Annotated in this window: 22 protein-coding genes; all 22 read left to right on the top strand. The window is 37.7% G+C overall.

Features of this window, described 5'->3' with window-relative positions:
* Positions 1–29 precede the first annotated feature (29 nt).
* The gene (locus GNE05_RS11390) at positions 30–833 is read left to right on the top strand and encodes a hypothetical protein (protein ID WP_053574387.1); all 804 of its coding nucleotides are present in this window, start codon (positions 30–32) and stop codon (positions 831–833) included.
* Between the two features lie 18 nt (positions 834–851).
* Positions 852–1316, top strand: a complete 465-nt coding sequence (locus GNE05_RS11395; RefSeq protein ID WP_207719809.1) for a hypothetical protein — start codon at positions 852–854, stop codon at positions 1314–1316.
* A gap of 71 nt (positions 1317–1387) precedes the next feature.
* On the top strand, positions 1388–1744 hold the full coding sequence (locus tag GNE05_RS11400; RefSeq protein ID WP_160182816.1) for a hypothetical protein: 357 nt from the start codon (positions 1388–1390) through the stop codon (positions 1742–1744).
* Positions 1744–3075: a pyocin knob domain-containing protein gene (locus tag GNE05_RS11405; RefSeq protein ID WP_160182817.1), complete on the top strand. Its 1332-nt coding sequence runs from the start codon at positions 1744–1746 to the stop codon at positions 3073–3075. The genes GNE05_RS11400 and GNE05_RS11405 overlap by 1 nt, the downstream gene beginning before the upstream one ends.
* Before the next feature lie 10 nt (positions 3076–3085).
* Positions 3086–3364 carry a hypothetical protein gene (locus tag GNE05_RS11410; RefSeq protein WP_233162028.1) on the top strand — a complete coding sequence of 93 codons (279 nt, stop codon included), beginning with the start codon at positions 3086–3088 and terminating at the stop codon, positions 3362–3364.
* Positions 3365–3517, top strand: coding sequence for an XkdX family protein (locus tag GNE05_RS11415; protein WP_095353067.1), 153 nt, complete (start codon positions 3365–3367; stop codon positions 3515–3517). It begins immediately after the preceding gene.
* An 18-nt stretch (positions 3518–3535) separates the two neighbouring features.
* Positions 3536–4384, top strand: coding sequence for a glycerophosphodiester phosphodiesterase family protein (locus tag GNE05_RS11420; RefSeq protein ID WP_113766212.1), 849 nt, complete (start codon positions 3536–3538; stop codon positions 4382–4384).
* An 82-nt stretch (positions 4385–4466) separates the two neighbouring features.
* The gene (locus GNE05_RS11425) at positions 4467–4952 is read left to right on the top strand and encodes a hypothetical protein (RefSeq protein WP_062623494.1); all 486 of its coding nucleotides are present in this window, start codon (positions 4467–4469) and stop codon (positions 4950–4952) included.
* A complete protein-coding gene (locus GNE05_RS11430) occupies positions 4952–5368 on the top strand; it encodes a hypothetical protein (RefSeq protein ID WP_160182818.1) in 417 nt (138 codons plus the stop codon). Before GNE05_RS11425 ends, GNE05_RS11430 begins: the two co-directional genes overlap by 1 nt.
* A gap of 13 nt (positions 5369–5381) precedes the next feature.
* The gene (locus tag GNE05_RS11435; protein WP_014472041.1) at positions 5382–6383 is read left to right on the top strand and encodes a tyrosine-type recombinase/integrase; all 1002 of its coding nucleotides are present in this window, start codon (positions 5382–5384) and stop codon (positions 6381–6383) included.
* 44 nt (positions 6384–6427) lie between these two features.
* Positions 6428–6643, top strand: coding sequence for a hypothetical protein (locus GNE05_RS11440; RefSeq protein WP_046560223.1), 216 nt, complete (start codon positions 6428–6430; stop codon positions 6641–6643).
* Between the two features lie 127 nt (positions 6644–6770).
* Entirely contained in the window at positions 6771–7235 is a 465-nt protein-coding gene (locus GNE05_RS11445; RefSeq protein ID WP_160182819.1) for a hypothetical protein, read from the top strand.
* Between the two features lie 77 nt (positions 7236–7312).
* Positions 7313–7939 carry a hypothetical protein gene (locus GNE05_RS11450; protein WP_160182820.1) on the top strand — a complete coding sequence of 209 codons (627 nt, stop codon included), beginning with the start codon at positions 7313–7315 and terminating at the stop codon, positions 7937–7939.
* Between the two features lie 63 nt (positions 7940–8002).
* Positions 8003–14887, top strand: a complete 6885-nt coding sequence (locus GNE05_RS11455) for a phage tail tape measure protein (protein ID WP_160182821.1) — start codon at positions 8003–8005, stop codon at positions 14885–14887.
* Positions 14888–14931: 44 nt separating this feature from the next.
* The gene (locus GNE05_RS11460) at positions 14932–15693 is read left to right on the top strand and encodes a phage tail domain-containing protein (RefSeq protein WP_160182822.1); all 762 of its coding nucleotides are present in this window, start codon (positions 14932–14934) and stop codon (positions 15691–15693) included.
* A 14-nt stretch (positions 15694–15707) separates the two neighbouring features.
* Positions 15708–19004 (top strand): DUF7359 domain-containing protein, encoded by a 3297-nt coding sequence (locus GNE05_RS11465; RefSeq protein WP_236654836.1) that lies wholly within the window; start codon positions 15708–15710, stop codon positions 19002–19004.
* Positions 19005–19024: 20 nt separating this feature from the next.
* On the top strand, positions 19025–19840 hold the full coding sequence (locus GNE05_RS11470; protein ID WP_020954192.1) for a hypothetical protein: 816 nt from the start codon (positions 19025–19027) through the stop codon (positions 19838–19840).
* Positions 19841–19853: 13 nt separating this feature from the next.
* The gene (locus tag GNE05_RS11475) at positions 19854–22403 is read left to right on the top strand and encodes a peptidase G2 autoproteolytic cleavage domain-containing protein (RefSeq protein ID WP_160182823.1); all 2550 of its coding nucleotides are present in this window, start codon (positions 19854–19856) and stop codon (positions 22401–22403) included.
* Between the two features lie 171 nt (positions 22404–22574).
* Positions 22575–23621 carry an N-acetylmuramoyl-L-alanine amidase gene (locus GNE05_RS11480; RefSeq protein WP_053574313.1) on the top strand — a complete coding sequence of 349 codons (1047 nt, stop codon included), beginning with the start codon at positions 22575–22577 and terminating at the stop codon, positions 23619–23621.
* Positions 23622–23735: 114 nt separating this feature from the next.
* A complete protein-coding gene (locus tag GNE05_RS11485) occupies positions 23736–24128 on the top strand; it encodes a hypothetical protein (RefSeq protein ID WP_014417852.1) in 393 nt (130 codons plus the stop codon).
* Between the two features lie 20 nt (positions 24129–24148).
* Entirely contained in the window at positions 24149–24400 is a 252-nt protein-coding gene (locus GNE05_RS11490; RefSeq protein ID WP_014417851.1) for a phage holin, read from the top strand.
* A gap of 339 nt (positions 24401–24739) precedes the next feature.
* Positions 24740–25045, top strand: a complete 306-nt coding sequence (locus tag GNE05_RS11495) for a hypothetical protein (protein WP_223609776.1) — start codon at positions 24740–24742, stop codon at positions 25043–25045.
* The last annotated feature ends 86 nt before the right edge of the window (positions 25046–25131 follow it).

Consider the following 25131-nt stretch of genomic DNA (forward strand, 5'->3'; position numbering starts at 1 on the left):
TTTTTCATTTTAAATTAGGAGGAAAACACTTGGCAAAACAAACAGTTATCCATGAAGTTGGTAAGGTGCTAACCAAAAGGCTTAGTGACCATAAAGTCGTTGCATCTTCTGTAACGCAAATGACTCAGTTCTCGCAACAAGTCCAACAAGACTTTTTAAAAGGTGGATGGGGAAATAGAGACCTTTATGTCATCAACTCAAGCAAAGAAGTTTCAGGTAATGTAAAAAATGCTTTCTTTGATCTTGATTTTATGGCAATGCAGCAAGGTGTAAAAATTGAAAATGAGACGATTTCTGTATGGGAAGATGAAAGTCTTGTTGTAGATGATTCTGGAACGGTCAAAATCGCGTATACTCCTTTATCCAAAGTCTCACTTACAAATGAAGACGGAGATCAACAAGAATTTAGTGTTTCAGACAAAACAATTACTGTTCCTGAAACGTTTGCTACTAAAGGGAACGCTGTAACAGCTCATTATCAAATTGAAGTTGATGCAGAAACAGTTGAAATTAGTGGTGAAAAATTCTCCGAGAACTATTACTTCGAAATTCACACACTAGAGTACGATCCAAAGACATCGAAAATTTACAGTGATCTCTATATCCAGTTGCCTAAAGTTAATTTCTCTGGTGAAGCAGACATGTCTTTAGAAGCTGGGCAAGCCTACACACCAGAAATTGGTTACCGAGCATTAGCTGATGACAATGGCAAGATCGGTACTTTTGCACGTGTTAAGCGTAACCCAGATGGGACAAAAGGAGTTAAAACGGAACAAGAAGATGCGGCATCGAAAAGCAGTGTAGACATTGGAACAACGCAAGAAACAAAATAACGTTAGGAGTTTGATATCTTGGCACTTTTAAACAAAGACGGAGACATTTACACTTCAGCTCGAGACGATGGAACTGGTAAACCAATTACCGACATTCATCTAAAATCACAAGAAAAACCAGTACAAGTTGACTTTCCTCAAGCTGGCTTGGATGCTATCAAAGAGATCCAAGTACAATCCCCTTCCGTGACCTTGAATGAAAGAGATCCCGGTTTCTCCTCATTTAAAACGGATAAATTCACTGTTACTTCAACAGCTCAAAAAGTTACCGCAGGTATCACTGACAGAACAGCACTTACTATTTATCCTCCTGCAGAAGGCACGATTTATATTGGAAACTCTACTGTGACTGCTGATACAGGTATCCCATTGACAGCAGGTGACAAACCTTTTTCAGTTCCTGTCGCTGCTGGTAAAACACTTTATGTCTATGTGATTAATGACGGTACTGACAGAGACGTAAGAGTATTTGAGGCTAAATAATTTGAGGGGATTCTTCCCCTCTCCTTTTTAAATAAAAGTCAGTTTTTAAACAGACTTAGGAGGTGGAGTTGTTGACAGAAACCGATGAAAATATTTTAAAAACCATTCCAGATAAAACAACCTTTACATTCCACGAAGCAACAACTGCCCCGTCTGAAGGTGAAGAATTTGTAGTATCACATTATCGGGATATTACTGTTAAGATCTCTGGTTCCTCAACTTCAAGAGAAATAAAATTCTTTGCCGTAGATGAAAATGGTGAAAAGACAGAAATTGCTGGAACAAACAAAACTGATTTTCAATTAGGTACGGGGACATTGAATACAAATGAAAACTGGGATTTCGATATTGCGGGGGTTTTCAAATTCATGGTTGAGGTTGTTTCCGTAAATGGAGATATAACGATTAAAGGAATTGCGGTGAGTTAATGAGTAGCAGTAAATTTGTAGGTCAGCTCAAACAAAACAATGAGCAAATTAATAATCTTAAAGATCAATTTTTCAGAACTGAATCTCATATGTCAGATCATGAAAAACGCTTGAATGACAAAGTTGATGAGTTCATGGAAAAGCAGAATTTCGATTTGAAAATGCACATTCAAAACAATGAGAATCCACATCAAATTACAAAAGAACAAATTGGATTATCAAATGTACTCAATGAAGAGCAGGCTACAAAAGTGAATTTTGATAGCCATCTTGACGATAAGAAAAATCCCCATTCAGTTACTAAAAGCCAAGTTGGTTTGTCTAAGGTTGATAACATTCAGCAAGCAGCGAAAATTGATTTTGACGCTCACGATGCAGACCTCGATCGACATATCACAAAGGATGAGCGCAGTTATTGGAACAGTTCCGATGCAAGGTCAAAGTCTTTTTTAGCTGACCATACTAACGATCAATCAAACCCACACAAGGTTACTGCTGAACAGGTTGGGCTTGGGAATGTAGACAATGTAAAACAAGCCGCTAAAAATGATTTTGATGATCATCTGAATGACACCAATGTTCATATCAGTAAGTCTGATCGGGATAAATGGAACGCTGCTCAACTTTTCAAGCTCACTGCCGATGATGGAAAGATAATCTACAAAGACAGTTCCGAAAAAACGGAATACAATGATTTAATTACCTCCGGGTTTTATTTAATCGCTAACCAAGGGCTTCACTCCCCTGCTAACTTGTCCAATGTATATTTGGTTGTCATGAATTATGGTGATACAGTAGCCCAATTTGCTTTAGAAGCATATTACGGAACTCATACTTATTTCCGATTTAGAAAAAGCGATTTAACTTGGACTTCGTGGCAAACACATGAAACGACTGATGGAGCGCAATCCAGAGCTAATACTGCACTCAACTCAGCTAAAACCTATACTGATACCAAGCTTTCCTCTACGACATGGTACACTCCTACTTTACAGAACGGATGGGTTAATTACACTGATGTTAACTCTACAGATCAAACAGTGTTTAAAACTCGGTATACAAAAGATGCAACAGGGACTGTTTTTGTAGAGGGCGCTATAGCAAAAGGAACGATCGGTTTTGGAGTAGCAGCATTCACCTTACCTGAAGGCTACAGACCCGGAAGAGCGTTTCAGTGGGCTGGTGTAGCTTCCCAAGCAGGAATGTCAGGCATACCCCAGACTCACAGAACGCTTGTTGATACTGAAGGAAGAGTTATTATAGAAAGTTGTACAAATACCTCCAAACCCAATGATTACATTAGTTTCGGTTTTAATTTTAAGGCCGTGTAGGGAGAATATTATGATGCAAGTATACAAATATGACGAAAATTATATTTATGAATCCCCTGTTGTACTTGAAGACGATAGTCCGCTTCCTGATAATTGCACTACTATAGCTCCATCCGATGGTCTTTATATTCCCAAATTCAATCCTAAAACAAAAAAATGGGTTGAGTCCGCATCGAAAGAATACATTGACAGTTTAAAACCACTTGACCCAGAGCCATCGGAAGCTGAAAAAGTTAAAAAACAATTAAGCGACTTAACATATCAACTAATGGTGGATGGTGTACTTTAAATGAATTGGTATGAACTTATAAAAGATTATTACAATGACGGTAATGGTGTGTGGGATGAATATCGCGTAGCACAAGCTGTAGTAAAAGGCAAAATTACACCAGAACAGTACGAAGAAATTGTTGGAAAGAAATATATTGAACCAACTGCCTAATTATGATAATTTTAGATCATGAAAATAATAATTTTTACAACATTAACTATTGCTTTAGTCATATTAGGAGGATGTTCATTTAACGAAGTTGATTCATCAGCTTTAGGATATGGGAAAGGAAGCAGTAAAAAATACGAGCCGCTAATGATTGCACACAGAGGCGCCTCGGAAATTGAGCCAGAACATACACTGCTCTCCTATGAACGAGCAATAAAAGAAAAAGCAGACTACATTGAAATTGATTTACGACAAACCAAAGACGGTCACCTAGTCGCAAACCATGACAAGACTGTTGATCGAACCACAAACGGCAAAGGAGAAGTTGAGGATCTCACATTAGATCAGATTAAAAAGCTACGTACTGGAAAAAGACAAAAGATATTAACTATTGAAGAGATCATTAAAAAATTTGGACAAACTACAAAATATTATATCGAGACTAGAACAAACAACAAAGGCAAATTAGTAATGGAGAAAAAATTAATTGACATACTCTCTAAATATAAACTAATCGCTAATAACAAAGTTGTTTTAGAGTCATTTAGTGACAAAAGTCTAAAGAAGTTACATAAGCTAGACAGCGATGTTCCTCTTGTTCAACTTTTGAAAGATGAAGATATTAAGCCTATGAGCAAATCAAAGCTAAACGAAATAAAAAAATATTCAAATGTTGTTGGGCCTAATGCCAAATTGGTTGATAAAGGTTTTGTTGATTTAGTCCACAAAAACAATATGAAAGTACATGTGTTTTTTAATGCTGATAGAGAAAGAACACTCACACCCAAAATGCTTAAGTTGAAAGTTGATGGACTTTTTACAAATAACCCATCTTATACAGAGAAAGTTCTAAAAGAAGATTATAAATAAAATACAAGTTTTATTTAGACACCTCTCCCCTTTTGAGGTGTCTTTTTTAATGAGTTCAGAGGATATATAAGGAGGAAATGAGATGGCATCGAAAAAATTAAATCTTGGGTTGATCGAAGAAAGTGTAAGCAAATATGACAAGAAAGAACGAGTGCAACTTACCGATGACGTTCATGTTTATATTTACCCTTACTTCTCCCCTACCCGCTTAACCAAAATGCTTACTGAATTAATTACGGATCAAGAAGAGGCAAAAGAAGCAGGAATTAAGTTTGAAGATATCAATCCTGTTCATTGGGGGAACTTTTCACTAATAAAAGAATTTACAGACTTAGGCATTCCAAACGATATCAAAAATAAGGTTAAGTGGTTTGTTAAATTAATAGACTCCGAATATTTCCCAATGATTATTAAAAGCTTTCCTGAAGAAAGTATAGAGAAACTTGAAAAAGCAGCAAAAATGATGAAGATGAGTTTAGACAAATTTTCCAACATGTCTAAAAAAGAAATAAATGAACTCATCCTTAATAGGGTCGAAGAGATTGAAAATGAACAAGAGGCTGAATAATGGCCAAGAACATAAAGGAAATAGCAGCACTAATTGAATTTGCCGCGAAGCAAGCCGTTCAAAAACAATCCAGCACAAAAAATACGATGATTAAAACAGGTCAAGAGCATGTGCAATCTGATGTATATGACACATACGATCCTCTTGTATATGAACGTACTTCTCTTTTGAAGGACTCCTTCGTCATTCAAAATGAATCTAACGGAATTTCATTAGACAATACCCGTGAAGACAACGGTAAGGATGTTGCCACGGTTGTTGAGACTGGTCAAGGGTACACGTATCCAGATAAATACGGTTATGGTTATGGAAAACCTCGCCCATTTATGAAGAATACCGCTGAATCGTTAAAAGATGGACGATTAGCTGCTGCTATGAAAAAAGATTTAAATGCAAGTGGTATTAAAACAGAATAACGGTGGTGTATTAATGGCCAGAGAAATAAAACAAAATATGATGCGCTCTAGAGCCGAAAAGTTGCCCGAAGTCACGGATGAAATGTGGGGTCAGGTTGATGACGAGCATAGAAGCTTAACTCAAGAGTTTCTTGACGCCCACTCATTCCGAGATAAAACCAGGAAGCAATACAACTCCTCTCTTCGTCAGTTCTTCTGGTGGGTACATAATTCCTTGAATGGGAAGAAGCTTTACAAAATATCCAAAAGGGATTTCATCAGATATCAAAGCTTCCTGAAAAATAGAGGGATGTCTTCAAGTGGAATAGCGTTAAAAAAGGCTGGAGTATCTTCTTTAAATAACTACATTGAAAATGTTGTTGCTGAAGATGACGATAATTACAAATCATTCAGGAACTTCACAAGAGGTCTCCCTGCCATCCCTAAAACAACCACGTATGAAAAAGTAAAGGTTACTTACGATGAATACAGAACAATGATGAAAGTGCTTGAAGAAGACAAAAACTATTTGGGGATGGCTTGGTTAGCTACTGCCTTTAATGTAGGTGCCAGAAGAGCTGAAATAATTCAGTTTAAAACCGAAATCCTGAATTATGAGATACCTGAAGGTCAATCTTATGTCATGGCTCACAAAGTTCTTGGAAAAGGAAAGGGCGAAGGAAAACCTCTCGACTACATGATTAACACAGAAGCTCTGGAATATTTGAAGCTTTGGCATGAACAGCGGGGATATGACCATGAATATCTATTTACCACACAGTACGGTGGTCAACCAAGACAAATGTCAGAGGGTTGGGCTGACTATTTTTGTTCTGATGTTCTTTCTGATATCCTTGGCCGCCGCATTAACCCTCACCTCTTTAAAGCCTCCTGTATTACTTACCTTCTTGAAGTCAAGAAAATTAAGATTGAGCTCGTGAGTAAATATGTTGCACAGCATAATGATGTGTCTACAACAATTAAGCATTACGACCTTCGTGATTTTAAAGAAGAAAAGAATCAAATCTTCTCGTAAACATTATGAGCCTCTTCAATCCTCACCAAAGTTCAATTGAGAATATGCAACAGCAAATTAATAAATTGAACGAAGCTGTTGCTGAATTAACTAGGCAGCTTGACGCTAAAGCTGATAAGAACCAATTCGGATCTAAACAGATTGATGAATCCAAGATCAGTGACGGTAAAGTTCTTGTTTACAACGCAAGCACCGGTAAACTTGAATACGGGAAGATTAAGAAAAGCTTGTTGGGTGACATATCAATTGATTTGCTTTAGGCAGCACTCTTTATGAAATCCCTCTTTTATGCAGAATCAAAATCCTTCAATTGAGGGATTTTGCTTATGGATGAAATCTTAAACATATTTCCATATTTGACGATAATATGGAGAGGTGAATTTATTTATGTGGTTTAAAAAGAAAAAAATTAAAAAGCAAACAAACGCTTTAAGAGAAGTGTTACTTAAATGGACTGATGAAGAATTAATTGAATATATAATTGATAGCTTTGGATATTTTAATGATAAAAACCCAAGAACTGAATTGAATCGCATACGAAGATTAGATAAAGACACTATTATTCTTGCAATTGCAAGGATGAAAAATATTGAAGAGGCCTACGATAATTCAAAGCTTACTTCTGGGATTGTGGTAGGAACTTTTTTTATTAAAGCTTTAGTTGATTTCTTGCAATTTAATATTGATGAAAAGTCTTTTGAGTATTTACTTTCCCTCTCCTATTCAGTTATTATGGCAGCAGTATTCTTTTTCCTTATAATCTGTGGAGTAAACAAAGGGAAAACTCATCGATCTAATGCCTCACGTTACAGGAGCTTACTTGAACAAGTAAAGTCAGAAAAAGAGCAGTAGCTCAATTATCCAATATACAATTCTAACCTTTTGGAAACCATGATATAATGTAGGAAAATAATACTGGTGGTGGTTGGATGATCTGGGCTATCATTCTGATTTTAGTGGTTGGCGCTTTCATTATTATTGGGGTTAGCGCTTCGGATAAGCAAAAAGAAATGGACAAAAAAAGAGCTAGTGAGATTGAAACAGTTGGAAATTTCCCTTCTAATTATAAGTCCATCATAAATCCAGATAAAAATGCAAAGCTTACTTTAATTGATTCAGAAGATAAATTTGTAATTCACAACTTCAAACAAGATGGAACATTAGGAGAGAGAATTGTCCCATTCAGCAAAATAATTCAAGCTGAAGTTACAATTGATGATAGCACAGTTACAAAAGTGTCCAAAGGAAGTCAAATAACAGGTGCTGTTGTTGGCGGGTTAGCCGCAGGAAGTATTGGAGCATTAGTTGGCGGGCTATCTTCTAACAAGACAGAAACAAAGTACTTCAAAAAAATTGATTTAAAATTAAAGCTCGATGATTTTTCCTCCCCTATTTACAGATTTGATTTCCTGCCGAGTAAAGATGAATTTGGCCTAGAGAATGTTAAAGGGTTTAAACAGGATGATCCAAAAGTTAAAGATGCTTTATCAAATGCTGAAATATGGCAAGGGATTATGGAGATAGCAATACGGAAAGCAAACAAAGTCGCTCAATAATGAGTGGCTTTTTTATATGCCCTAAAAATTACTCTCCCCTATTCGAAAGGATGTGACCTATATTTGAGTCAAGATTTAAAGATCATTCTCACACCCAAGGCTGATACCTCCTCAAAGACTGTCGAACAGTTAAATCAGCAAATTAAATCTTTAGAGAAAAAGCTCAATTCCCTTAATTTAAAGACCAATATTGATGCCTCTGCTTTAAAGACTCTCAACGAATTCTCCTCTGCAGTTGAAACTTATCAAAAACATCTCAAATCCTTCAATCAAACAGTTAAAGAAACCACAACGATTACAAGAAATGCTGATGGTACTGTTGAAAAGCTTACTCAGCAGTATAAGAAAAATGGCGAAATCATTCAGCGTGAAACAAAGACCATAGACAATCGTAATCAATCATTACGTGAACAAACACAAGAAGTTAACAGGCTTGCTCAAGCAACTGAAAAACTTGGTCAGGTACAGAAGAGAACCGAACAAAAGAATTCTCAAGGACAAACAACGAGGGTTACTCAAAAGAATCGCAATGGCTTCGATGATATAACTTATACAACTGACCCAAAAACAAACGCTACTACATCAAAAATAACAACGAACTATGATCAGCAACGAAAAGCAATTGAACAATTAAAGCTGGATCTAGAAAAACTTAGACAGCAAGGGATTGTGACTGACACCACCCTCTCTTCCCTCGGACGGAAATTAAACACTGCTCAAACAGCACAACAAATTGAAGCATTACAAAACAGAATTAAAATGCTCGATGATAAGTCCGCTGCGGTAGCGAAAAATAATGAGCTCAGAAAAACTATTGAGCTTTATCAACGCCAAGCGCAGGTAAACGTACAAAACCTTAATACACGTTACGGCGATACAATGGGTGCCGGCAATAGACAAGCTGCTCAAGATTATTTAAATGCAGTAAATAGTCTTAATGTAAGTGCTGGCGGCAGTAATATCAGATCTCAAATTCAAAGCTTGAACATGCAATTTAGGGAGTTGGCTTCAAATGCTCAAACAGCGTCTAGTCAAGCCTCCTCTTTTGGCACGGAGTTAACTCAAGCTTTCAAAAGTATGTCGACATATTTGATCTCCGGTTCTTTGTTCTATGGTGCTATATCTGGGCTCAAGGAAATGGTCTCCCAGGCTGTTGAAATTGATACTCTAATGACAAACATCAGACGTGTAATGAATGAGCCTGATTATAAGTACAATGAGCTACTCGAGGAATCAATAAACCTAGGCGACACCCTTTCAAACAAGATCACTGACATACTCCAAATGACTGGCGATTTCGGACGTATGGGTTTCGATGAAAGTGAACTATCTACGCTTACTAAAACCGCTCAGGTTCTACAAAACGTCTCTGATTTAACTCCTGATGATACAGTTAACACTTTAACTGCCGCAATGTTGAACTTTAATATTGCCGCAAACGATTCCATTTCCATTGCAGATAAGCTTAATGAAGTCGATAACAACTATGCTGTAACTACTCTTGACCTAGCGAATTCGATTCGAAAAGCAGGAAGTACTGCCTCGACTTTTGGCGTTGAATTAAATGACCTGATTGGTTATACTACAGCAATTGCAAGTACCACCCGTGAATCGGGAAACATTGTTGGTAACTCATTAAAGACAATTTTTGCACGTATCGGGAATAATGATAGCTCAATTAAAGCCTTAGAACAGATTGGCATTTCTGTGAAAACAGCTAGTGGTGAGGCTAAATCCGCAACTGATTTAATTAATGAGTTAGCAGACAAATGGAACACTCTCAGTGATGCCCAAAAACAAAATACCTCAATAGGCGTAGCGGGCATTTATCAGCTTTCTAGATTTAATGCCTTGATGAATAATTTCTCCATATCACAAAATGCAGCGACCACTGCAGCTAATTCCGCAGGAAGCGCTTGGAGTGAACAGCAGAAATACGCTGACAGTTTACAGGCAAGATTAAACAGGCTGTCAAATGCATTTACAGAAATGTCGGTTGCCTCAAGTGAAGCTTTCATCTCTAATAGCATTGTTGTTTTTGCAGATGCACTTAAAGGATTAATGCAAACAAGTGCTCAAATTACTAAAACAGTCGGGCTCCTCCCTCAAGTTTTTGGTTCTGCGACAACTGCAATCCTGCTTTTCAACACCTCTCTTCGTACAGCTACCATCTCAACTGGAATGTCTGCAATATCAACCCTTAAAAATCTTGTCTTAAACTTTAATGCTGTTGGGATTGGCGCAACCACAGCTTCAGCTAAAACTGCAGTTTGGACTCGAGTGGTTAATGCTTCAAGCGTTGCGATGAGCAACCTAAAGAAAGTAGCAGTCTCTACAAGCGCGTTTTTAGCCGGCAGTTTTCTTCCTATGGCAGCCATGGTTGGACTTGGCGTTGTTATTGAGAAGTTAATTTCTTCTTACTCTGAGTTGAAACAAGCTAGAGAAGACTTTGAACAAGCGAAAACTACAAGCATTGAAGCAATTACAACCAATAAAGATGAAACTGATAAACTGATTAGCCAATACAAAGAACTGCAAAAGGCTAAAGATGGCGGAGCTTTATCAGCTGACCAAGAACAAGAATATCTGCAAGTAACACAACAATTAGCACAAACGTTCCCGAATTTGATCTCTGGTTATGATTCTCAAGGGCAAGCAATCTTAAAGAAAAACCAAGCACTTAAGGATGCTATAAAGTACACTGAAGACCTTAGTAATTTAAACAAAAAAGACATTCAAACAGGTGCCAATAGTAACTTTAAGGAAAGCTTAAAAGACATTGATAAACTCAATGATAAGATTAAACAGTATAAGCAGGTTGCCGATTATTATAAAAACGGCAAGAGTTGGGATATTTTCTCTTCTGAAAATGACAAAAAAAATCAAGGTATTAAAGCTGAACAAGATGCACTACGTACTGAACAAGAACTATCCAGCTCACAGGCTAAAATTAGAGAGCAAGTCCAACAGACAATTGATGCCTTTAACTCAATAAAGATAAACCCGAATCTTTCAAGGGAAATATCTAACGCATTTGATAAAATTGACTTCAGCAAAATGAATGCAGATGAACTTGAGTCATTTTCAATAAATGTTTCAAAATACATGGAAAATATCCAAAAAGCTCTGCAATCGGGGAATAAAAATAATTTTGATTCCGCCTCTAAAAGCTTAGAACAGCTTGTTAATCAATATATGAGTGACAAAGATAAAGCTAATGGTCTGGCTTTATCTTATGATGACCTTAAAACTGCCATTGACTCTACAAATGATTCTGCACAAACTGCCAAAGTAACGTGGGATGAAAATGGTGAAGGTGTAGATGCATTAGGTGAGCAAGTCGGGAATTTATCTGACAAGCTCAAAGAGGCTAAAGGTGATTTTGAAGCAATTAAAGGAATCATCGATGACTTAGTTGAATCGAAGCAAAATGATGCTGCTATATCTGCTATTCAAAATGAAGCTTATGACACTATGTCTGACAGTATCTCCCCTTTAAATAACCTCCTTGAAAAAATGTCTGAAGGTAAAAGCATATCTGCAACAGAAGCCATGAAGCTTATTCAGAAAGAACATGACCTTGCTGATGCAATTTCTGTTGAAAATGGTGTTGTAAAAATCAACAGAAATGCAGTTGTCAAGCTTCGGGACACAAAACTCAAAGCTTACAATGATATGCAACAATCTGTAAGACAAGATCTAATTAATCAGGCTAATGCATTAAACAAAAAGATTAACATGTATAAGTCAGAAGTTCAGGCTATTAAGACTGTTCAAGACGCTTATAAAATGAAGTCTGAGCTTGAAGATAACAAGAAAAAGATATACGACGAACTAAAAAAAGGGAACAGCGGTGCGCTGCAGTTCCTACCGAAAACACAGGATGATTTAAACCAGGTCACTGATATCACTGATCAGCTCAAAGAGCTTGATAAATTAGCAGATTTGGCTTCAACTTCCCTATCTGAAACAGGAACATCTCTTGATGATCTGTCTTCTTCAAGCGATAAAGCCTCTGAGGAAATTAAAACATCTATGTATGTGGCTGATAAATACAAGGAAGCTCTGGAGAAAGTCAACGCTGAAGTTGAAAAGTATAATAAGCAGGTAAACGATTATCCAAAGTATTCTCAAAGTTATCGAAATGCCCTGCAAAAAGAAATTAAAGCTCTCCAACAAAAGAAAAAGCTTATGCAGGAGCAAGCCAAACTCCTCAAGGATCAAATCAAGTCAGGGAACATTGCACAATACGGTATTGTAACCTCTTCCCTTTCCTCTGGTTCATCTTCTGGTGGTTCTTATTCTTCCGGTGGCGGGTCTTACTCCGGTAAATACTCCAGCTACATTAATTCTGCCGCAAGTAAATATGGTGTTGATCCAGCTCTAATTGCAGCTGTAATCCAGCAAGAATCAGGATTCAATGCAAGAGCCCGTTCTGGAGCAGGCGCAGCCGGATTAATGCAGTTGATGCCTTCAACTGCCAAAAGCTTAGGTGTAAACAATGTTTATGATCCTTATCAGAGCATTATGGGTGGCACGAAATATTTAGCCCAACAACTAAGCAAATTTGGTGGCAATGTTGAGAAAGCACTTGCTGCTTATAACGCAGGCCCTGGTAATGTGATTAAATATGGTGGAGTCCCTCCTTTCAAAGAAACGCAGAATTATGTTCAGAAGATCATGTCTAATTACACTAAGTCAATGACTTCTGCTAATTCTTCTATTGCAAGCTACTACACGAAGAACAGTGCGTTTAGAATAAGTTCTAAATATAATGCACAAGATGGCGCTTACCGATCAACTCCACATAAAGGTATCGACTTCGCAGCAAAAGCTGGAACCGCAATTAAATCGGTTCAGAGTGGAAAAGTTCAAATTGCTGGTTATAGCAAGACTGCCGGTAACTGGGTTGTCATTCAGCAGGATGATGGAAAAGTTGCTAAGTATATGCATATGCTTGATACCCCTTCTGTTAAAGCCGGTCAAACTGTTAAAGCTGGCCAGACCATTGGTAAAGTTGGCAGTACGGGTAATTCAACTGGAAATCACCTTCATCTTCAAATTGAGGAAAACGGAAAGACAATTGACCCTGAGAAGTATTTAAAAGGTGTCGGTACATCTATTTCAGATGCATCCCAAGCCGAAGCAGAACGACAACAAGCAATAGCGCAAGCTAAATCCGACCTCCTCTCCCTCCAAGGCGACATTGACTCAGTAAACGATCAGATACAAGAACTCAGATATGAAATCGTTCAGTCGAAACTTGATGAGTATGACAAGCGCATTGGTGATTTTGATGTAAGAATCGCTAAAGACAAAGCCCTCGCTAGCCACTATCTGAGCGACAGTAAAGAGTTCCGTAAGTATACCAATGATCAGAAAAAAGCTTTAACTGAACAGCAAAAGATTCAGAGCCAGAAGGTTTCTTTCATTGAAAAAGAAATCAAAACAAACAAAACTCTGAATTCTGCTCAAAGAGCACAGCTTGCTGAGGAATTAAAACAAGCTAAGATTGATCTCATCAATTTCCAAGAAGAAGTAAGAGAACTTCAAGGACAGCTCATCCAATCTAAAGTTGACGAAACGCTTAACGGTATTGAGAAATCCACCAAGAAAACTGAATCTAAGCTTAAAGATGTTAGCAACAAAATATCCATGACCGAAGAAGATGAAGACAAGGTTAAATATTATAGCCAACAGATTAAACTTATTCAGCAGCAACAGACTGAAGCGAAGAAGTATATCAAACAGTTGGAAGCACAAAAGAAAGCTGCTAAAGGGTTCCCGGATATTCAGAAACAAATCACTGAAGAGATCGAGAACTGGAAAGACAAGCAGAAGGATTACAATCTTGAGCTTTACAACACAAAGAAATCAATCAAAGATGTGTACAAATCTCTTGCTGATGAAGTTGTCTCCATCTATAAAGAGATGTACGAAAAGATGCGTGATATTGAATTAAAAGCGCACCAAAAAGCTACGCAGGACTTGATTGATGAGATTGATAAAACTGATGATGAAGCTAAATACCAAAAAGAGCTCAAAGAAAAGAATCAGGCTATTCAGGAAACCAAAGATAAGCTAAATAAACTGTCTCTCGATGACTCAGATGAAGCAAAATCACAGGTTAAAGACTTAGAAAAGCAGCTTCAAGAACAGCAAGAAGCATTAGATGAGTTTCTTAAAGATCGTGAAAACAGTAAACGAAAAGAATCGTTACAAGATCAGCTTCAAAAAGATGAAGATTCAATTAACAAGAAATACGATGATCTCGTTAATGATGAGCGTGGGTTTAAGGAACTTGAGAAAAAGCTAATGGATGGGAAGATTACTGATATTGCTAAGCAACTGAATGAATTCTCTAAGTTCATTAACAGCAATATGGAGTCCATAGGGAAAAGCATCTCCAACAACCTTATCGATAAGCTTAAAGAAGCCTCCAATGCCCTGAATACTGTGACCAAAGGTAATAAAACTGGGAAAAAGGTATCCTCTTTTGCATCGGGTGGATATACAGGTACAGGACTGGGCGCAGGTAAACTCGCTTTCCTTCATGATAAAGAACTTATCCTTAATAAAACTGATACTGCAAACATCTTGGATACAGTAAAAGCTGTACGTGAGAACAATACTCCAAGTGAAGAGACGCCTAAATGGGGTCAAGGTGGGAAATTAGCAGCCTTGATTAACAAAGGAATCACCACTATTCCATCAATAATTCCGAATATTAATCAATCAAGTCTTTCTAATAGTTTGATACCGAGCATTCAAAACCTCTCTTCCCCACCAGACGCAGCTAAGTCAGTAAATGGCACTATAAACAACAATGATTTTAAAGTTGAATTCACCATTAACGAATCAGGAAATCCTCAGAAAACAGCTGATTTTGTATTCAATAAATTTGCAAATGGTCTTAAAAACAAGGGCATAAATTTCAACAACTCATGAGCCAGTAAATATGCTGGCTCTTCTTATTTTTGAGGTGATAAAAATTGATTAGAGAAAGCCTCTATTTTTTATTTAATGACGAAAAATCAAGTGACTATGGCGTCACAAATGTTAACACTGATTCAGGCTTGGTTGAAGAACCATTTTTAGGCTCAAGAACAGTTAATGAGACTTATGTAAAGGGTCGGCCTGAACCCTTCACTGAAGGTGTTAAACAGGAGCCTAAGCAATTCCCATTGAATTTTTATCTCGGTGATCACTTTGATGAAAAGAATGTACGAGCAATTAAACGTTGGTTAAGTGTAGAAGATTACAAGCCTTTTGCTTTTAGTCAAAACCTTGATATCGTTTATTATGCAATGCCTGTAGATACAGCTGATTTAGTTCATAATGCCGCTCGTAATGGATACGTCCGGTTAACTATGAAATGCAACTCCCCTTACGCTTACAGTCGAAATGCAATCACTCATGCATGTGATATATCCTCTGGTACTGAAATTGTTGAGTTGCATAATAAAGGCGATGTAAACATCTTCCCCTCTTTAGAAATATTGAAAATTGGTGATGGTGACATAAAAATCGAAAATCTCAGTGATTTCTCTGAACCATTCGTATTCAGCAACTTGAAAGATAAGGAACTCTTAAAAATAAACGGTGAAAAAGAAATCATTGATTCTAATCTTTATGGGAATGAACGCTATGATGATTTTAATGACCAGTACTTGAGGTTAGGCTTTGGAAGGAACAGATTAAAGGTTACAGGGAAATGCAAATTAAGATTTTCATTTAGATACAAGTATTTATAGGAGGGGTTAGACATTTGATTACAATTCGTAAAGATACGGAAATTAAAGATATTCGTCTTTCCCTAGCCAAACCAAATAAAACAAAGATCGCAAATATTGATGAAGTAATCAACCCTATGGTAACGCTCAATCACGGTAGCAATGTACACGAATTAACATTCTCAATCCCTTTAACTGCTACTTACGATGGTGTAAATAAACGGAATCATGTTGTTGATCTATTGAGGCCTTGGTACTTAATAAAATCAGAATTTTATGGACTTACAATCTGGTTTACAGTAGTCAAGAAAACCAAATCATACAGCAATGATATGGACACTATCCAGGTTGAATGCAAATCACTTCAATATGTACTTTCTAAGCAAGGTGTCATTAAGTATGAAGAAACTTCGAAAAATCTTAAAGAGGTCGCTACCGACTGCCTAAAAAATACTGAATGGTCTATCGGTTTTATTGATCCCCTCTTCAATTTAAAATACAGACAGTTTGATATTTCTTCTTCAAACAAGCTTGATTTTATGTATTCGATTTGTGAGAAATTCGAAGCAGTTCCTGTTTTTAATACAATTGACTGTACTGTTGATTTTTACAAAGAATCTGATGTGTCTAAATACAAGGGTCTCAATATAAGCCCTGCCCAATATATGATTTCTCTGGATGACATTGAGGATATGGATGATGTCGTTACAAGGATTTATGCTACAGGCAAAGATGGATTAAGCATCAACTCCGTAAATCCAACCGGACAATCATACATAGACGATTTTTCGTACTTCCTCTACCCTTTCCAGCGTGATCAGGAGCGAAATGTAATTCAAAGAAGCAATTACATGTCTGATACTCTTTGTCATGCAATTTTAGATTACAATGACCTGGTTAATAAAGAAGGCAGCTCTTTCTACAAGCTTTTAGATGAGAAAAAGAAAGCCGAGGAAAAAGAAACATCATCGAATAATGACCTATATACGTTGCAGCTTGATTTCCAAAAGATATTGGACAGGATTACAGTTGCAAGTAAAGCCGGCGATGATACTACTGATCTAATAAAGCAAAGAGATGCTAAATCAAAAGAAGTTGAATCAAAAAAAGAAGAAATTAAAGCAATACAAGCTTCTATTACACAAATTTCAACACAGATTACCGCCCTTAAAGATAAACTGTCTTTTGAAAAGAACTTTAATACTGATCTTCAGAAAGAACTTTCAAAATACATTAGTTTTGCTGAGTGGTCTAATGACAGTATCTTTGATGAGAATGAATTATATGACGCTGCAAACGAAGAACTTGAGAACCGAAATGCACCAGCTGTTAATCTGGCATTAGGCTTAGTGAACTTTTTCAATTGTATTAGTGAAAAACATAACTGGGACAGGTTTTCTCTTGGAGACATCGTAAGAGTACAACAGAAAAGCTTCTATACCGATGTAAAAGCAACAATAACAGCTATTTCGATTGATTTTGAACAGTCTAACTTGAGCGTTACAGTTTCAAACGGTAAACGCGCTTCATCAGATTTTGAGAACATGCTGAAAACAGTTTATCGAACAAATAAAATTAGCACTGAGACAAACAAAAGAAAAATTGAGTACGATAAGGTCACTGAAAATTTCAACCTACGCAATGACAGAATTGCTGTTAAACCAGCCTCCCCTATTATTGCAAAGGACGGAACTGCTATTTCACATACGACCAATGATGATGGTTCTGTTGATGTGACTTTCCAATGGGACTATGTTGAATCAGACGAAGATCAATACAATATTGATGGTTTTGAAATATATCTCCATGGAAGCAATAAAAATGAAGAATATGTTTTCGGCTCAAAGATGGCAAGTGAAGACCTGAAGAATGTAAAGTATGACAAACGAGCTGCTACATTTACAGGACTCCCCTCCAATATGTACTACACAATTGGTATTCAAGCCTATCGAAGAGTTGATGCAGATATAGAGATAACTCAATTCATTGGATCTGACATCGTAAAATCTCTTCATCCAAACGAAAATCCCTACCTCCCTTCATCTACTGTAGAAGTCAAAGGTAAGCTTAATGGCTCGAAATACACTGTCTCCTCAATTGAACCTGCAGAGCCTGAGGCAAACGATTTATGGACTAATACGGTTACCGGTGTTGTTTCATCTTACGACGGAGAAAAATGGGTTTCCAGTGATCAAAAAACTGCTGAATTAGTTGAAACCACAGCAGCACAAGTTGACACTAAACTCTCTGACTATGATAGTCGTGTCCAAAACATTGAGCTCAATAACCTTTTGGTCAATCCCCTGAAATGGAAAGGCGGAAATGTTTCTGCATTTGGTCGTAAGTATTATGCCGATGTCAGTTATGACTCAACTGTTTTAAACTTAAATACAATCACTATTCCTATCCTTATTAATGCAGTAGATGCTTCAGATTCAAATCCAACTGTTGTGGACTACACTTATAACGAAGCGTGGGATATGATCCCTAAACTCAAAAACGATGGATACAACATTATATTAGAACCATACCCCTTCATCGCAAACGGAACGATATCAGAAACAGATTGGATTCCTTCTGATCTAGACCAATGGTTCGCAGCATGGAACAACATCCTTCAAGACTTCGCCAAAAAATGCGAGCAATTTAAATTAGACGGTTTATACATTGCTTCAAACTTAGTTCACATGGAAGATTCAACAGAAAAGTGGAAAACAGTTATTACAGGCCTTAGGAGTTTATTCTCAGGCAAGATACTCTACCGGACAAATTATTGGGTGACCGCTAATTGGGCTCCCGAAACGATTGCCGCGTATAATAAAAAGCTGAACAATCTTCTATTCGGACTAGTCGATATTATTGCTATTGCCGCTTATTTTGAATTGACTGATAATCGAAATCCATCTGTCGATCAGTTAATTGATGCTATTTATAGCGTACCGTTATATGGACGAGAACAGAATATATTCAAGGAAATCAAAGCATTTTACGATAAATGGAATAAGCCGATCTTCTTTGGTGAACTTGGCATCCCACCTTACAGTAACTCTCCTGAACAGCCCTATAACGCATTCGGTGACCTAGGTGAATACAATGAATCAATTCAGGCGAATTGGTTTGAAGCTTGGGTTAGAGTTTTTCAAGCTCAAGATTGGTGGCAAGGATATTCTGTATATGCAATTTCAGATGAGAAGTCTGTGTACAATGTAATTGGTAAGAAAGCTGAATCCATTATCAGAGGACAAACACTAGGCGGTACTAAGGGCAGACTGCAGAGTTTAGAAGAGAGAGTCGCACACTTAGAAGAATTGCTCAAATCAATTACACAATAGGAAAGGACGGTGAAATTAGTTTGGATTTTCCTCAGCTCTATAATGATCCCACCCTTTCTCAAAAAAGGAAGGGTTCAATCGATGATCCTTATTTAAGTTATAGTGAAACTTTAACTGTTTACAATGGTCGAGTCTTACTTACAGAAGTACCTAACCGTGAGTACAGAGTCGAGGTTAGTGGTGACAGTAAAGAATGGCGAGAAATTGAAGATGGTGAATTAGAAGACAACTACTTTAAGGTTGATTACCTTATGGGAGTTGTCTTTTTCAATGGTTCAAATGAAGGCAAATCACTTACTTTTACATATCAAGGAGAAGGTGCATCCTTCTTCCCTGCCTCAAGAATTTGGATTAAACGGCAAGGAAATATGGTTATTGAAACACTTCAAGGCTTAATTGATGATGCTGAAGATGCCATTATTCGTATCAACGAACGTATTGCTGAATGTGAACGTGTCACCAAGCGATGTGTTGAAATAACAAATTGGTGCAGACAAGCAACATCAGATTATGAGTATGTAGTTGAGAACACTAGGAAGATTTACTTGCCGTTTGTGTACACCTATCAGGATTTATTAAGCACTTATCCTTCCCCTCAAATTGGTTGGACTGTCACTGTAAAAGAAACAGGCATTGAATATCGATGGGATGGTTTTGACTGGATAAATATTAGCGTCTCAGATAAGTATGATGGTTTCAACATTGTTTCTAGCTATGTAGAGCCTTACAACATCAGGTCAGTATGGTTGAGAACGAACAATGCTCCCAAAAAGATGAGGATAAAACCTTCTGTAGAACCCCCTGACGGAAGTATGGTTTGGATTAGAAAAGGATAAGGAGGAGTATATATTGAACGACAATTTAATTCCTGTAAACACAATGGGTTATATGGACGAAGAAACAGAGCAATGGATACCCATTGATGCTATCGGGTTAAAATCAAATAATATTAGATATACTGCAGACGATATTCAAGAGGCTTTTGATAAAGCTTCTAAGGATATTAAAAACGTAATAAGTACAGTCGATTCTGGCTTAACAGATATCACAAACACTATTGGAGACATTTCAAAAATCCCTGCATCCGGTGCAACAATTGTTGATAAAGTCCTAAATGAATTTATCAGACGAAGTGTCAATGTTCAGGATTTTGGAGCTAAGGGTGACGGTGTCACTGATGACACTGAAGCTTTTAAAGCTGCCTTTGCAAGTGGGAAGCGAGAAGTTTTTGTTCCTGCAGGTATTTATATGGTTCAAGGATTGCATATTCCCTCTTATGTCAGACTCTATGGTGTTGGATCAGGGTCTATTATCAAACTTCATCCTACAGCTGCTGGAACATCTTGCGTTCTTACCAACAGTGACTATACTAACGGAAACGAATATATCTTAATTGAAGACTTAGACCTCGATTGGAATTTAGACAAAAAGGATAACACCATCACAAACGGGACAAATGCAAACTGTGTGGGTATTGTTAACTCTAAATTTGTTCGGGTTAGAAACGTCAATGCCCGAAATCCCGGTCTTCATGGTTTTGATGTAAGCTCTCCTATTTGGAACACTTCTTCAGATGGCGCTGATTATTATCAACCGAAGGGCAGTAAATATGTTTGGATTGAAAACTGTACTGCAACTAATTTCGGTGACGATGGCTTCACAACTCACTATTCTGAATACATCTACTTCACTAATTGTCACGCATACAATGCCAATGGGTCTGCTCATGACAAAGGCTCGTCAAATTCAAATGGTTTTGAAATCGACGACGGTTCTAGAAACGTATGGCTGGTGAACTGCAACAGTCAAAAAAACTGCAGAGGTTTTGAAGTTAAAGCCCACAATAGAGCGCCTGCAGCAAGAAACGTTAATTTAATCAACTGCTACTCAGAGAATGACATTCGTGCATTTGATTTTAGACACATCGGCTTTCATCGTGCTTCTGATAAAATTTCCACTAGTGCATTCGACATTAATGTTGTTAACTGTACTGCGAAGTCCCCAATTTTTAGTGACCTTTATAAAGAGTTGAGCCCACGAGCACTAGTAATCTCAGCTTACAGAAATGTCAACATTTCAAACTTTAACGCAATTGGAGACCCTTTTTATGATTACAAAGGAAATCCCGCAATCGCTACACAATTTAAATCAAGAAACATCAATTTAAACAATCTTTCTATTTCTAACTTCAAAACATCTGGAGCTGACATTTATGTATATGGTGGGGATCAAAAATCAGATAATGTAAATATTTCAAATGTGAATTGTTTTGAATCGGCGAGAATCGGCGTGCGTATTGGCAGTGGCACAGAAAATGTAAAGCTTATTAATGCAAGTTTAATAGGTGATGGGAAAGCTGACAGTATTGGTGTATATTGTTCTAATTCTCAGGTAAGCCTTATGGGAATTTCAGTGGAAAAATACAAAAAGGCTGCCAGAATTGCAGGAGTTGATTACACTTTTGTACCAAATAATATAAAAGGCGGAACAAGGATTGCAACCTCTTCTGGAGCACCCAAATCTAGCACCGGCTTAATAGCAGCGTCTACTGGACAACCTGAAGTATCAGGTGAAGCTTCTGCTGTTATAGGGACCACTGGTGGAGCAAAAGCAACTGGGGTTAGAACAGGAGTATTTTCCTCTTCCGGAGCAAGTTCCGTTAGCGGTTCGCGTAGCACAGTCATGTCTTCAAACGAATCCCACATTGAAGGCGACAATGTCTCACGAACTATCTTATCTTCGGGAGGAGTCAAACTCGGTGCAAATGATCGCTATATGGTGGTTGGTGGATATGGTTCTACCCCGTCCAGAGCGAATATCAAATGGATGCTAAACTCCTGGAACGGAGACATAACATCTACCGGCAAGATGAATGGCGGAGCCACTTTCAGTGATTACGCTGAGTATTTTGAAAGCCTAGACGGAAAAGCAATACCAACAGGAACAATTGTCACTCTTGAAGGAGCTAAAATTCGCCCGGCGAGAAAAGGTGAAGATGTACACGGAGTAATTTCCGAAACTGCAGGGACTATTTTAGGCGGAGCTGATATTCACTGGCAAGGTAGATATTTAAAGAATGAATTCGGTGGATACATATATGAAGATGTGGTCAACCCAGAAACCGGTGATGTTAAGAAACTGCCTAAAGTAAACCCTGAGTGGATTGAAAAAATAGATTACGTCCCTCGTGAAGAACGCCCTGAATGGAATATAGTAGGATTGCTTGGACAGGTTTATGTGAAAGTGGACAACACCGTTTCTGTTGGAGATCGGATTGAAGGCAATTATGGAATCGGCACAAAAACAGAAGACAGGTTTTACTCTTGGAAGGCTATGGAGATTGTAACCCCATATTCAGACAAGCTTGGCTATGGTATTGCTATCTGCTTAATTAAGTAATCCCTCGAAACTAAAGGAGGTGGTTATGTTCTAGTTAAAATATAAATTTTATTTAATTTACAGCATTCAAAAACAGAGATAACAAGAGCATACGTGAGATAAAGAGAGATTGGGATTTGCCCCTTCTCTCTTTTTTGTGCTCAAATTTAATTTTTAGGAGAGATGTTTAATATGGCTATTCAAGTAAGAGAAAATCTTGTCTCAACCAGCAAATACTCTATTAAGTGTCCGTATACGTTATCAGCCTCTTATATTACATTTCATAACACAGCCAATGATGCATCTGCAGACGCTGAAATTCGCTACATGATCGGCAACAACAATGAAGTTTCTTATCACTTCGCCGTTGATGATGAAGAGGTCGTCCAAGGTTTACCTACAAATCGAAACGCATGGCACACTGGTGATGGATCAGGTGCGAATTCAGGAAACCGTACTTCTATTGGTGTAGAGGTTTGCTACTCCAAATCAGGTGGAGAGCGCTACAGAAAAGCTGAAGCGTTGGCTATTAAGTTTATTGCACAACTCCTTAAAGAACGTGGCTGGGGTGTGGATCGAGTTAAAAAGCATCAAGACTGGTCTGGCAAGTACTGCCCGCATCGAGTTCTTGATGAAGGTCGTTGGAATGCTGTTAAAGCTGCTATTGCTGCTGAATTGAAAGCACTGGACGGAAATACTTCTTCCTCATCTTCAAAGCCAACAAACGTTGTTAAAACAAATGGTTCTTATGTTAAAAACACAGTTATCGCTGACAGTCTTAATGTGAGAACCCAACGCAATGCAAACTCCTCTATTGTACTCGCTCTTCCTAAAGGCTCCACTGTCCAATACCAAAAAGGATCAACTCAAAATGGTTGGGGATATATCAAATATACAAACTCTAAAGGTGCTACATACAGCGGTTACGTAAATGTGAAATACATTAAAAGTGATGCTGAACTTGGACAATCAACCCCAAAGCCTAAATCCACTTCTAAGCCTAAAAGCAGTGGTATCAAATCTGTAGGCAAAATTAAAATTGTCGGTGTACAAAGCGCTGCAATCGTTATGGACAGACCCGATAAAAACAAAGCGAAGAATCTCGGCACTGTGAAGCTAGGTGACACACTCAGCATTTCTGGCTCAGTGAAAGGGTCAAACAATGCTAAGGGTTACTGGGAAGTTATCTACAAAGGTAAACGCGGCTACATCTCAGGACAATTTGGGTCAAAAATCTAAATATATTTAAATATCTTTGAGGATGATTGTTGATCGAGATATATCAATGATTATCCTCTTATTTTAGGAGGTGATGTAATGTCACCTTTCTATTTTATCAAAGGTTGGTGACAAATGGATAACTTTGAGCAAAGCACCATTTCAAGATTAAGTGCACTTGAAGAAAAAGCTAAGCACACTGATAACAAAATTGACTCTCTTGAAGAAAGAACAAATGTTATTGGTCGTATTGCTACGCTTGTTGAGCAGCAAGTCGAAATTAATAAGGATTCTCAAGCACAATCGAGAGAACAGTTCAGCACTCTGAACGAAATGAGCAACAGTTTAAAAAATCTGAGTAAATCATATGAAAAACTGGACAATCGAGTTGAAATATTGGAACGCTCTGATTCTACTCGCAAAATTGATCCCTCTCAGTTTACTAAAGACCTTGTGTTTAAGGTACTGCCCAGTGTAATTGCGACTATTGTCGCAGCCTGGTTACTCATACATTTTGGGCTTAAATAAAATGAACAGGAGCGAATTTCATGACTAAAATTAACTGGAAAGTAAGACTTAAAAAGAAAACATTCCTGGTTGCAATCTTCTCCGCAACTCTTTTATTCGCACAAGCAATTGCATCAGCTTTTGGATACGATATTTCTGTGTTTAGTGATGATCTCACTGAGAAATTTAATGCGCTGTTGACATTTTTAACTGCCATGGGAATTGTGGTGGATCCAACCACTACAGGTATCTCAGATAGTGATCAAGCAATGGAATACACAGAACCAAAATAACTCAGGGGAGCTCATCTCCCCTTTTTTTCATTTTTAATTAAGAAAGGAATGATTGTTGGTCATGCAAATAGGATCTGGATATATCGGGAGTCCAATGCTTGAGAAGTCAGAATCTAACCATGAAGTGATCCCTTCCCCACCTGCAACCTGGACGATTAAATATTCTTTCTATAAATTCAGCTTTTCGAATGATCAGGAATGCCACGTATCAATCAATGGTGGAAATCCTATCTATTTAAGAGCTGGACAAGGCTTTCAAATGGACGCTCACGATTCACCTATCACAAGCTTCAAAATTTCTGAGTCAGGGATAACATATAATTTTTTGGGGGCGCATAAATGAGTTTCTTCAATCCGATGGTTAATGTCTCAATTGTCACTGGGAAGTCTGCTTATGATATTGCAGTGGACAATGGTTTTTCAGGAACTGTAGAGGAATGGTTAGCTTCACTAAAAGGTGAAAAAGGCAACACTGGAGCTACTGGCGCTAAGGGAGACAAAGGTGATACTGGTGCAACCGGTGCTAAAGGAGCTACTGGTGCTGCCGGTAAAGATGGAAAATCAGCATATGAATTAGCCGTTCAACAAGGTTTCTCTGGAACATTAGATGAGTGGCTTGCTTCTCTAAAAGCAACAGCAAACTGATCATATACCCTTCTCTAACGAGGAGGGTATTTTTTTCGTTTCGTTCATAATCGAATTATTGATTTGTTTTTAATTTTCACTCAAAT

Source organism: Bacillus sp. AM1(2019), from assembly GCF_009906915.1.
Classification (GTDB): Bacteria; Bacillota; Bacilli; order Bacillales; family Bacillaceae; genus Bacillus; species Bacillus velezensis.

What these genes read in the sequence shown, in the direction of transcription:
- GNE05_RS11435 (WP_014472041.1), top strand. Translation starts at nt 5,382, where the DNA reads ATGGCCAGAGAAATAAAACAAAATATGATGCGCTCTAGAGCCGAAAAG.
- GNE05_RS11425 (WP_062623494.1), top strand. Translation starts at nt 4,467, where the DNA reads ATGGCATCGAAAAAATTAAATCTTGGGTTGATCGAAGAAAGTGTAAGC.
- GNE05_RS11410 (WP_233162028.1), top strand. Translation starts at nt 3,086, where the DNA reads ATGATGCAAGTATACAAATATGACGAAAATTATATTTATGAATCCCCT.
- GNE05_RS11480 (WP_053574313.1), top strand. Translation starts at nt 22,575, where the DNA reads ATGGCTATTCAAGTAAGAGAAAATCTTGTCTCAACCAGCAAATACTCT.
- GNE05_RS11420 (WP_113766212.1), top strand. Translation starts at nt 3,536, where the DNA reads ATGAAAATAATAATTTTTACAACATTAACTATTGCTTTAGTCATATTA.
- GNE05_RS11445 (WP_160182819.1), top strand. Translation starts at nt 6,771, where the DNA reads ATGTGGTTTAAAAAGAAAAAAATTAAAAAGCAAACAAACGCTTTAAGA.
- GNE05_RS11485 (WP_014417852.1), top strand. Translation starts at nt 23,736, where the DNA reads ATGGATAACTTTGAGCAAAGCACCATTTCAAGATTAAGTGCACTTGAA.
- GNE05_RS11430 (WP_160182818.1), top strand. Translation starts at nt 4,952, where the DNA reads ATGGCCAAGAACATAAAGGAAATAGCAGCACTAATTGAATTTGCCGCG.
- GNE05_RS11440 (WP_046560223.1), top strand. Translation starts at nt 6,428, where the DNA reads ATGCAACAGCAAATTAATAAATTGAACGAAGCTGTTGCTGAATTAACT.
- GNE05_RS11490 (WP_014417851.1), top strand. Translation starts at nt 24,149, where the DNA reads ATGACTAAAATTAACTGGAAAGTAAGACTTAAAAAGAAAACATTCCTG.
- GNE05_RS11405 (WP_160182817.1), top strand. Translation starts at nt 1,744, where the DNA reads ATGAGTAGCAGTAAATTTGTAGGTCAGCTCAAACAAAACAATGAGCAA.
- GNE05_RS11495 (WP_223609776.1), top strand. Translation starts at nt 24,740, where the DNA reads ATGAGTTTCTTCAATCCGATGGTTAATGTCTCAATTGTCACTGGGAAG.
- GNE05_RS11450 (WP_160182820.1), top strand. Translation starts at nt 7,313, where the DNA reads ATGATCTGGGCTATCATTCTGATTTTAGTGGTTGGCGCTTTCATTATT.
- GNE05_RS11415 (WP_095353067.1), top strand. Translation starts at nt 3,365, where the DNA reads ATGAATTGGTATGAACTTATAAAAGATTATTACAATGACGGTAATGGT.